Source organism: Pelagibacterium lentulum (assembly GCF_003992625.1).
GTDB lineage: Bacteria > Pseudomonadota > Alphaproteobacteria > Rhizobiales > Devosiaceae > Pelagibacterium > Pelagibacterium lentulum.
Genome location: NZ_RZMW01000041.1, coordinates 493,151 through 503,530 on the forward strand (window position 1 = coordinate 493,151; position 10,380 = coordinate 503,530).

General features: G+C 55.6%; 9 protein-coding genes. 4 read left to right on the top strand and 5 right to left on the bottom strand.

What is annotated here, in order from left to right:
- Positions 1 to 16: 16 nt before the first annotated feature.
- The 4 genes from EO133_RS15975 to EO133_RS15990 all read right to left on the bottom strand — a co-directional run bounded on the left by EO133_RS15975 (position 17) and on the right by EO133_RS15990 (position 3,774).
- Entirely contained in the window at positions 17 to 2,164 is a 2,148-nt protein-coding gene (locus EO133_RS15975; RefSeq protein ID WP_127073630.1) for a sodium-translocating pyrophosphatase, read from the bottom strand.
- Positions 2,165 to 2,365: 201 nt separating this feature from the next.
- On the bottom strand, positions 2,366 to 2,692 hold the full coding sequence (locus EO133_RS15980) for a DUF167 domain-containing protein (protein WP_164735045.1): 327 nt from the start codon (positions 2,690 to 2,692) through the stop codon (positions 2,366 to 2,368).
- A gap of 3 nt (positions 2,693 to 2,695) precedes the next feature.
- Complete coding sequence (locus EO133_RS15985; protein ID WP_127073632.1) at positions 2,696 to 2,995, bottom strand: YggT family protein; 300 nt, start codon at positions 2,993 to 2,995, stop codon at positions 2,696 to 2,698.
- A gap of 332 nt (positions 2,996 to 3,327) precedes the next feature.
- Complete coding sequence (locus tag EO133_RS15990; protein ID WP_127073633.1) at positions 3,328 to 3,774, bottom strand: tellurite resistance TerB family protein; 447 nt, start codon at positions 3,772 to 3,774, stop codon at positions 3,328 to 3,330.
- Between the two features lie 257 nt (positions 3,775 to 4,031).
- On the opposite strand from EO133_RS15990, the gene EO133_RS15995 reads away from it, so the two are divergent.
- Positions 4,032 to 4,580, top strand: a complete 549-nt coding sequence (locus EO133_RS15995; protein WP_127073634.1) for a hypothetical protein — start codon at positions 4,032 to 4,034, stop codon at positions 4,578 to 4,580.
- On the opposite strand, the gene EO133_RS16000 is transcribed toward EO133_RS15995, so the two are convergent.
- Positions 4,567 to 4,857 carry a 4a-hydroxytetrahydrobiopterin dehydratase gene (locus tag EO133_RS16000; protein WP_127073635.1) on the bottom strand — a complete coding sequence of 97 codons (291 nt, stop codon included), beginning with the start codon at positions 4,855 to 4,857 and terminating at the stop codon, positions 4,567 to 4,569. The genes EO133_RS15995 and EO133_RS16000 overlap by 14 nt on opposite strands.
- Before the next feature lie 162 nt (positions 4,858 to 5,019).
- Here EO133_RS16000 and EO133_RS16005 point away from each other — a divergent pair, with 162 nt between their 5' ends.
- From EO133_RS16005 to EO133_RS16015, 3 genes are all read left to right on the top strand, one after another.
- Complete coding sequence (locus tag EO133_RS16005) at positions 5,020 to 7,323, top strand: putative bifunctional diguanylate cyclase/phosphodiesterase (protein ID WP_127073636.1); 2,304 nt, start codon at positions 5,020 to 5,022, stop codon at positions 7,321 to 7,323.
- A 69-nt stretch (positions 7,324 to 7,392) separates the two neighbouring features.
- The gene (locus tag EO133_RS16010; protein WP_127073637.1) at positions 7,393 to 8,160 is read left to right on the top strand and encodes an N-acyl amino acid synthase FeeM domain-containing protein; all 768 of its coding nucleotides are present in this window, start codon (positions 7,393 to 7,395) and stop codon (positions 8,158 to 8,160) included.
- 160 nt (positions 8,161 to 8,320) lie between these two features.
- Positions 8,321 to 10,380: methyl-accepting chemotaxis protein (locus EO133_RS16015; RefSeq protein ID WP_164735046.1), on the top strand; the 2,060-nt coding region annotated here is incomplete at its 3' end.

Consider the following 10,380-nt stretch of genomic DNA (forward strand, 5'->3'; position numbering starts at 1 on the left):
TTTTGCTGGACACACTCTAAAGACCCTGATGAGCCAAAACCGCCAGCAAAAGCAGTGCCACGATATTTGTAATCTTGATCATGGGATTGACTGCGGGGCCCGCCGTATCCTTATAGGGATCGCCTACCGTGTCTCCGGTCACGGATGCTTTATGGGCGTCGGATCCCTTGTAATGGACCTGGCCGGTGGAATCGGTAAAGCCGTCCTCAAAACTCTTTTTGGCATTGTCCCAGGCGCCGCCGCCCGCCGTCATCGAAATGGCAACGAACAGGCCGGTCACGATCACGCCCATAAGCATGGCGCCCACGGCAGCAAACGCAGCTGCCTTGCCCGCGATCAGCAAAATCACGACAAACACGACGATTGGCGAGAGAACGGGCAAGAGCGACGGCACCACCATCTCCTTGATCGCGGCCTTGGTCAGCATATCGACCGCCCGGCCATAATCGGGCTTCTCGGTTCCCGCCATGATACCGGGCTTTTCCTTGAACTGACGCCGCACTTCGACGACAACGGACTGGGCCGCGCGTCCAACGGCAGTCATCGACAGTCCGCCGAACAGGAACGGCAAGAGCCCGCCAAAGAGCAGCCCCGCAACAACATAGGGGTTCGAGAGGTCAAAGCTAACCGTGCCCAAATCGGCAAAGAACGGATATTGCTCTGGATTGGCGACGAAATAGGCCAGGTCCTGGGTATAGGCTGCAAACAGCACAAGAGCGCCAAGGCCTGCCGAGCCGATCGCATACCCTTTGGTGACGGCTTTCGTCGTGTTGCCGACGGCGTCCAGAGCATCGGTGTTCTTGCGTACCTCATCGGGCAAACCCGCCATTTCCGCAATGCCGCCGGCATTGTCGGTAACCGGACCGAAGGCATCGAGTGCGACGATCATTCCGGCCAAAGCCAGCATGGTGACAACAGCCACACCGATGCCGAACAGTCCTGCCAGCATATGGGTGATGATGATGCCGGCAATAATCACAAGCGCAGGCAAGGCGGTCGATTCGAGCGATACGGCAAGACCCTGGATGACATTGGTGCCGTGGCCGGTGATCGAGGCCTCGGCAATCGAGTTGACCGGCCGGCGGCCAGTGCCGGTATAATATTCGGTGATCCAAATGATCAGGCCGGTGATGACAAGTCCGGCCACGCCGCAGAAATAGAGTGCAATGGGAGTAAAAGTGCGATCACCGACCACAATGGGCACGTCGAGCCCGCCAAAAATCAATCCCATCACTGGAAACAGTGCGACAAGTGAAAGCAAACCCGTTGCAATCACTGCTTTGTAAAGCGCGCCCATTATGTTGTTTGAGGGGCCGAGTTTTACAAAATAGGTTCCGGCAATCGATGTAAGGACGCAGGCGCCGCCGATGGCGAGTGGCAGCACCATGCCGGCCAGTTGCAAGTCGGCCGGCAAAATGATTGCTGCAAGCACCATAGTTGCCACGATAGTGACCACATAGGTTTCAAACAAGTCCGCGGCCATGCCGGCACAGTCGCCGACATTATCGCCCACATTGTCGGCAATCGTGGCCGGGTTGCGGGGATCGTCCTCGGGAATACCCGCTTCCACCTTGCCGACCATGTCGCCGCCGACATCGGCGCCTTTTGTGAAAATTCCGCCCCCAAGACGGGCAAAGATCGAAATAAGCGAAGCGCCGAATCCGAGCGCGACGAGTGCGTCGATGACCACTCGGGACGTGGCGTCATAGCCTCCAATATCGGTCAGAAACAGGAAATAGAGCGTCACACCCAGAAGCCCGAGCCCTGCAACAAGTAGCCCGGTTACTGCGCCGGACTTGAAGGCAAGTTCGAGACCGCCGGCCAGCGAGGTCGTGGCGGCTTGTGCGACACGGACATTGGCACGCACCGAAACATGCATGCCGATAAAGCCCGCCGCCCCCGACAAGATCGCGCCGATAAGAAAGCCGATCGCCGCATAAACACCCAGGAGCCAGAAGGCGACGACGAATATGACGACGCCGACGATAGCAATCGTAAGATATTGGCGCTTGAGATAGGCTGTTGCGCCTTCACGAACGGCGGCTGCAATTTCCTGCATGCGTGCGGTGCCCGGATCGGCAGCCATGACGGTGCGGGTCGTAACGATCCCGTAAAGGATCGACAAGACGCCACAGGCTACGATGAGCCATAAGGCCAGTGACATAATAAATTCCCCTCACTTTTGGTCAGCTTTATTGTCCTGGTTTCATGCGCGCAAAAACTCCTCCGCATTTGAGCGTGCAGAAACTTCTCCCAAGATAAAGGTGAGGATAGGCAGAACAGATGACCGCAAGCAAATAGAAAGTGGTTACTTTTCTATTTGGTCAACATTGCTGCCGTTATTTCTTTCAGGGTGCTGAAATGGTTATTGGGAAGCTGCCTGCTGCTCGTGCAACTGCGCGAGCTTTGCAATAGCGCTTTCCGATGGGCTCGAAATGAGAAGCGTCTTTTCGCGCGATTGACTGCCGGTCGCGATGGCGATCGATGTTTTTGTGACACCCAGGGCCTTGGCAACAATGGCAATCACAGCGCTATTGGCCTTTCCGTTTTCGGCAAGGGCGCTGGTGCGGATCGCCAGGAACTGGCGGTTATCCGCGCGCATGACCAGGCCGGCAACGGCGTTGCGCGCTGCATTTGGTGTTACCCGAACGCGGATAAAGAGATCGGTGCCGCTTTGGGTAAACCAGTCCAACAGCTACATAAAGCGCACTTGCGCCATTGTCGGATAAAGAATGACGAGTCGGATGAAGTAGATGGCGAGGAACAACAGGATTGGCGAGATATCGAGGCCGCCGAAACTGGGCACAAGGCGCCGGATCGGGCGCAGCAGCGGATCGGTGATCTGATGAAGCGCATTCGCGACCATGGCGACGAACTGGTTGGACATATTGAGGATGTTGAAAGCCAGAAGCCAGCTCACAATAACCTGTGCGACGATAATGATGATGATGAGGTTGAGCACCACATCAATGAATTGCAGCAGGCCGTAAAGCATCGGAAACGCCTCCAAAAATCGGTATCGCCAAGCCAGTCACATCGGCTTTGCCGCGATCAACCCGGCATATCTAGACCGGTTGAATTGAAAAAAAAAGGCCCGCCTCAAAATTACGCGAGGGCTGGGCCTTTCAAAGGAGTGTCCGGTACGCAACACACAAAGATCCGGACAGATCAATAGAATGCATGTGGCGTGCCAAAGTCGATGGAAATTAGAAAGACAAATTAAATCAAACTGTTGAGAAAGCTCAGCCATTTCCCAATGACAATGCTGTGGCAGTTGCGTGCAATATGCAGTGCAAAATGCAATGACATTTTTGCAAAATGCAAAAATCAGAGGGGCTTTTCGTAGGGGCGCGTCTGATTGCGCAATATGTTGCGGTCCCGTGATGAAACACCGATCAGTTCCGCGACGCGCCAGACCATGTTGTCTTCCAATTCATGGTTGGTGTTGTCGGCAAAAACCACCTGCCACATCATGCGGATGATCTCGATTTTTTCCCGCTCTTCTATCTTGGCCAAGGCCGAGGTGAACTGATAGAAATCGACCGCGTCACGATCCTTGCGCCTGGCTTCGGCAATCAAAGTCTTAACCTGTGTATCATCAAGTCCGTAGTGATCCTTGAGCGTTGTGGCTATGGCTTTTATTTCCAGCGGTTTGGCCATGCCGTCGACAGCGGCCAGATGAATCAATAGCGCCGCAACAGCAAGGCGCGGTTCTATCGGTTTATCCCGCTGCTGGTCAGCTTGCCCGAAAAGGCGGGTAATGGCGTCGAACATCAGTCGATCAGTCTCCGGTATGTGTTTTCGAAATTATGCCGGAGCAGTGGGAGGCTCAAGCGGGTCGTTGCAGATGGCGTGCACAAATTCTTTGGTGTGTGTCTTGCGCCACAGCTCATGGCCCTGGCGCTCATGCGCTGTGGCAATTGGACACTTTTCAACTACCGTTCGAGTCATTATCGACGTGACTATGACGCCGGATTCCAAACAGTTTGGTAATTCACCCGCCCATGGCGGCTTTTGGAGATGCACCTGAAATGATTTTCGCTCTCGTGCTGGTGCTTGGCTCAATTGGCCTGGCAGTTTCCCAAACCCTGGTGCTGTCGAGCGGCGACATCACCCCGTTCAACGGCACTGTGGCGATTCTGGCCTGGACAGCGATTGCCATGGGTATTTGGGGCGCCAAGGATCTCCCACAGATGGCGCGACCGGGCCGGGTTGGTGTCGTGATGATTTGTTTTGCCGCACTGTCGTTCGGCATGGTGATGATTATCACGCTGACATCGGGCACATTGGGTGCCTTGCAGGGGGGTGACATCGTTTATGGTGATATCGTCTATACGCCCTTTTATGTGTTGGCACTGATCTTTCTGGTGGCCGGGCTGGCCGGTTTTGCCCTGCACTTTTTTGCAACAGGGACGCGCTGGCTGGCGGCCGGATGTGGCATTCTTGCGATTGTCCATGCAGGGCGGCTGTTTATTGCGGAAATCATCGGCTTTCATGCAAGCGCCGATCTTGTCCTTGCGTTTGCATTGCTGGCCATTGCCGCTCTGGTCTTGGTGCCGAAAAAGGCTAAAGCGCGTTGATTGCCTGCGCCAGGTCAACGTCCTTTTGGGTAATGCCGCCCGCGTCATGAGTGACGAGTGTGATTTCAACCCGATTGTAGCTGTTGGACCAGTCGGGGTGATGGTTGGCCTTTTCGGCCAGAATAGCGACCTGTGCCATAAAGCCAAAAGCCTCGACAAAGTTTTTGAACTTGTAGCTTCTGGTAATAGTGCTCGCGTCGGTCTGTTGCCAGCCGGCAAGATCGCTCATGGCAGCGTCGAGTTCAGCTTGCCCGAGGATGGTGGGTTTCGTGCCCATGATGATTCCTTTGTACTTTGGCAATGATAGTGCCTGTTCACTCCGTCTTTACCACGCCTAGAGGCGGCAATTTAATAGTTTAGCCAATAGCGTCATGCTAAGTGGTTGGCGTTCCATTACGAAAGGCGAGGCGCTCCACACTTTGTTGCGGAGCCCGGAGATATGCCCAATACACACAGCAAATCGCTGCCTACGCTTGATTATGTGTCTATCGTCGCTTCACTCTACAAGGATCGGCGGGCGATGCTTGTTGGCATGTTCGCGACGATTTTTGGCGTTCTGACGGCGGGATTCAAGACCGGGGCAGTGGTGTTGTTCCTGCATGCGGGTCTTTTCGCTCTGGTTACTGTCCTGCGTTACATCAATATGCGCAGGTTCGAGCGCGAGCGCCCCGCGCCCGACGATCGCGATGCCGCCAAGGTCTGGGAACGGCGCGCGATGGTTCTTGGCTTCTTTTCTGCCTTTTTTTATGGCACCTGGTGCTTTTCAACGCTGGTCATGGTGCGTGATCCATTTGCGGAATTGATGGCAATTTCGGTCACGATTGCTGCCATGATCGGAATTGCGACCCGCAACTTCGGGATCGACAGCATCGTTACAGTGCAGTCCATCGCCAGCGCAGTGCCAATGGCACTGGGCCTTGTGATGGTCGGCGATGTTTTCCATCTTATCCTGGCCTGCCTTCTTATTCCGCTGATGATCAGCTTCAGATTTCTGGCAGCTGATGTGCGTGGTATGCTTCTGGCGGCTGTGCATGGCCGGGTGGCGGCGTCCCGGCTTGCCGATCAGCTTGATACGGCGCTCGAAACCATGCAGCATGGTCTGTGCATGCTTGATGAAAATGGTGTGATTGCGCTTGCCAATGACCGGGCGCAGCAGACATTCGCCGGGATCGCGGCGGGCGCGTGGGTCGGACGGACATTTGCCGATTTGATGGAGGAGGCAATCGTCCGCCGGGCCTTGCCAAAGGCCACTGCAGAACGGCTGCTGCGTATGATCGAGCAGCAGTCCGGCGGCAAAGTCGTGCTCAAGCTGTCGGGCGATTTTTACTGTGAGGTAACGGTCAGTTCGCGCTCGGATCGCACTGTACTGCTTTTTGAAAATGTCACCCAAAGGGTGCGGACGCAAGAGCGCATCAATTTCATGGCGCGCAATGACGTCCTGACCGGCTTGCCTAACCGCACCAATTTTACCGAGCTCGCGGACGCAGACCTTGCAGCTCGGGCGCGAATGGAGCGGATTTCGCCAGCGGTCCTCATGATCATCGATCTTGATGATTTCAAACATGTCAACGATTCACTGGGGCATCTGGTTGGCGACAAGGTGCTGATTGAAACTGCGCGCAGGATCAGCGATGCCGCTCACCCTTCCAGTCGGCTCGCCCGGTTCGGTGGCGACGAGTTTGTGCTTTACCGTTCTGAAGCGGTCAATCACAGCGCAGGCGGAGCCGAAGCCTCCGCTATTCTGTCCGCTATTGTCCAGCCCTTCAATATAGGCCATGAGCGGATCGATCTGCGGGCCAGCATAGGCTATGTAACAACGACTGAAGCCGATATTTCCCTTGATGAGTTGACCGCGCGTGCCGATCTTGCGCTTTATCGCGCCAAAGCTCGCGGCAAGGGACAGATCGAGAGTTTCCACGAGACGATGGATGCGGAGTTCCGTTACCGCCAGCGCCTGAAGGTGGATTTGGGCATGGCGATAGAGGCAGGACAGTTGCGCCTTGCCTATCAGCCGCTTGTCGATCTGGCCACACGCAAGGTCGCAGGTTGCGAAGCGCTTTTGCGCTGGACGCACCCCGACCTGGGACCTATTCCGCCATCGGTCTTTATTCCGCTTGCTGAGGAAATCGGGGTAATTTCAAAAATCACTCGGTTCGTTCTGAAAAAGGCCTGTGCGGAATGCCGCAATTGGCCAGACCCGATCGGTGTATCGGTCAATGTATCGGCTCGTGACCTGCGCTCCGACATGCTGGTACGCTCTATCACCCGCGCGCTGAAAGAAACGGGCCTTTCTGCGCATCGGCTTGAAATCGAGGTTACAGAGACCGCTTTGATTGAAGAGCGCGCATTGGCGCTCAAGCATTTGCGTGCGATTGCCGAACTTGGTGTCAGCATTGCGCTCGACGATTTCGGAACGGGCTATTCGTCACTGAGCTATCTGCGCGAGATGCCTTTCCGCAAGCTCAAGATAGACCAATCCTTTGTTGCCGATATCACTTCCGACCCACGTGCCCTGCGGCTGATGGCAAATGTCGCCCGACTGGGCAAGGATCTCGACCTTATCCTGACAGCGGAAGGGGTTGAAACAGAAGAGCAGCTGGCTTTGATCAGCGAAAAAACCAATATCGATCAGGTGCAGGGCTATCTGTTCGGAATGGCGCTGCCATCGGGCGATATTGCAACACTTATCGCTTCGCTGGAGCAAAGCGCCCGGCCACATCTCCGCCTCGCGAAAAGCGATTGAAATTTAGTGTTTCCAAATTAGCTAAAATTTTATTAATATCGTTTTCGTCGAAGACGGGGACGATTTGTAATGCGTTTGGAACAACCCGACATCCGGCAGGGCGTAAAGACATCGCGTTTTGCTGCAAACCTGATGGATATTCTGGACCGTGTGGAGTACAGACGGGTGAGGCTGCAAGACCAGTTTGACCCTGTCTATCGCCTGCGCTACGAGGCCTATAGGCGCGAAGACGGTGTTGCAGAAAACTCTGACGGAATCGTGCACGATTCGCTCGATGATGTGCCCAATGCCATGTGTTATGGCGTCTATATCGATGGCACGCTTGTCAGTTCGCTAAGGCTGCATCACTGCACGGCTGAACATCGGCAATCGCCCTGCATGGTCGTTTATCCCGACGTGCTCAATCCGATGCTCGATGAGGGCAAGACCTATATCGATCCTTCCCGCTTTACGGCCGATCGCGAAGCGACCTTGGCGTTTCCAGCCCTGCCGTTCCTGACTTTGCGAATTGCAGCCATGGCTTGCGAATATTTCGAGGCAGACTTTTGTCTCTCAGGTGTGCGCGATGAGCACGCGGCATTTTACAAGCGTGTGTTCGGTTCCAGGCAGATTGCCGATGTCGGCCACTATAACGGGTTGCAATTTCCTGTAAGGCTTTACTGCGCCGATGTAAGCGATATCCGCGACAGGGTTGCAGACCGGTTTCCCTTTTTCATGTCGACGCCACAAGAGCGGGAAGCCATGTTTGGTGGCGACAGCGATGCCCGCTATCTGCCGCTCATCAGGCCTACCGCACGCGCCGCGGCTCTGGCCGAAGACCGATTTGTTCCAGTCTGAGCCAGAAAGCAGGCTTTAAAGCAAATAAAGATAAATACGAGTGCAGGGCGTTAGCTCTGATTAACGCTTTTTTGTGAAGGGCTGTGCCAACTCATTATACTGCTACAACCAGAATGGGTAGGCATTACAAATGAGCGCACCGGCTTTTACTCGCAGGAAAATGAAACTTACGACCGCGATTGTGGGCCTCGTTATTAGCGGGATCGCCATTTCTGTCGTATTTGCGCTTGCAACGACTTATTTTGCGCTTACTGGCAATGCAGCACGCAACGCATCGGAAGCGCAGTCCATGAACATGCGTGTTGCGGCCAATACATTGGCCAACGCTGTTCCTGGAATGGAAATTGTCTGGCAAGACAGCCAGACTATTGCATCCATTACTGTCGATGCCATTCCAGAATTTGCCGATCACACCCTGATCGACACAATTGGCCAGATTACCGGTCAGACGGCTACTGTGTTTGTATGGGATGCCGAGACCCAGGATTTCTGGCGCCGGACAACAAACATCGTCAATGCGCAAGGCGAACGTGCGGTGGGCACGCAGCTGGGACAGGCCAGCGCTGCCTATAGTTATAACGTGGCTGGCCGGGCATATTATGGTGAAGCCAACATTCTAGGCGTTCCCTATTATACAGGTTATCAGCCCATCCTCAGTCCTCAGGGAGAACCTCTGGGATTGCTTTATGTCGGTGTGCGTAAGGCCGAGATTGATGCAGTCGTTTGGGACACGCTCAGAATGCTGCTGATCGCAGGCGCCGTCGGTACGCTTGTTCTGGGTACAATTGCAGCGTTTGCCGCGCGTTTGGTTTCGCGTCCGATCCCGAAGCTTTCTCGTGTGATGGATGACATTGCGCAGAACAGGTTCGACGTTGAGGTTCCCTATACCGCCAATTCCAACGAGGTTGGGGATATGGCGCGGGCGGTGGAAGTTTTCCGCCAGAACGGGCTCAAGGTTGCCGAGATGACCGAGGCGGAAGCGGCCCGGATCATTGCGGACGAACAAGCGCGGCGCAAGATGATGGGCGAGTTGCAGTCGGCCTTTGGCGCGGTTGTCGATGCGGCGGCCAAGGGCGATTTCAGCCATCGGGTGGATGCACAATTTGCCGATGCCGAACTCAACGGGTTGGCGCAAGGGGTCAATACGCTTGTCGAGACTGTCGACCGGGGCCTTGGCGAAACCGTTTCGGTGCTTGGGGCGCTGGCCCAGACCGATCTGACGCGCCGTGTCGAAGGCGAATATGAGGGCGCCTTTGCCCAGCTTCGGGACGATACCAATGCGGTGGCCGACAAATTGTCCGATATTGTGGGTCAGTTGCGCACGACCTCGCGGGCGCTCAAGATCGCAACCGAGGAAATCCTTTCGGGCGCCAACGATCTGTCCGAACGCACGACCCGTCAGGCGGCAACGATTGAGGAAACCTCTGGCGCCATGGAACAGCTTGCCACAACGGTTCTGGAAAATGCCAAGCGGGCCCAGGAAGCCAGCGCGACAGCATTGACCGTTACCAATGCCGCCGAAGAGGGCGGGCAGGTGATGGGCGAAGCCACGCTGGCCATGGAGCGGATCACAACGTCTTCGGCCAAGGTCTCCGACATCATCAAGATGATCGATGACATCGCGTTCCAGACCAATCTTTTGGCGCTGAACGCTTCGGTTGAAGCGGCGCGGGCCGGGGAAGCTGGCAAGGGGTTTGCGGTTGTCGCGGTTGAAGTGCGCCGTCTTGCCCAATCGGCAGCGGAAGCCTCCTCGGAGGTCAAGGCGCTGATCGAGCAGAGCGCCAATGAAGTGGATGGGGGCTCCAAACTGGTGGCCCAGGTTGCCGATAAACTTGGCGTCATGGTTGAAACCGCCCGTGCCAATACCCTGCTGATGGAAGAGATCGCCAAGCAGAGCCAGGCTCAGGCATCGGCAATCGAAGAGGTCAATGTTGCGGTCCAGCAGATGGACGAAATGACCCAGCACAATGCGGCGCTGGTTGAACAAACCAATGCTGCGATTGCCCAGACCGAAGAGCAGGCGTCCACGCTCGATGGCATTGTCGATATCTTCAAGCTTGCCGGCAAGCACGATATCCACGCGCTGCAGGCCAAGGCAAAGACGGCAGCCAATGGGCTGGTGTCCAAAAAGCCTGAAGCCAAGCCCGCCGCTCCCGCTGCTGGTGCCAAGGCAGTGCAAAAGACACAGCAAAAGGCCAAGCAGGCCTATCTCAGCCAGGG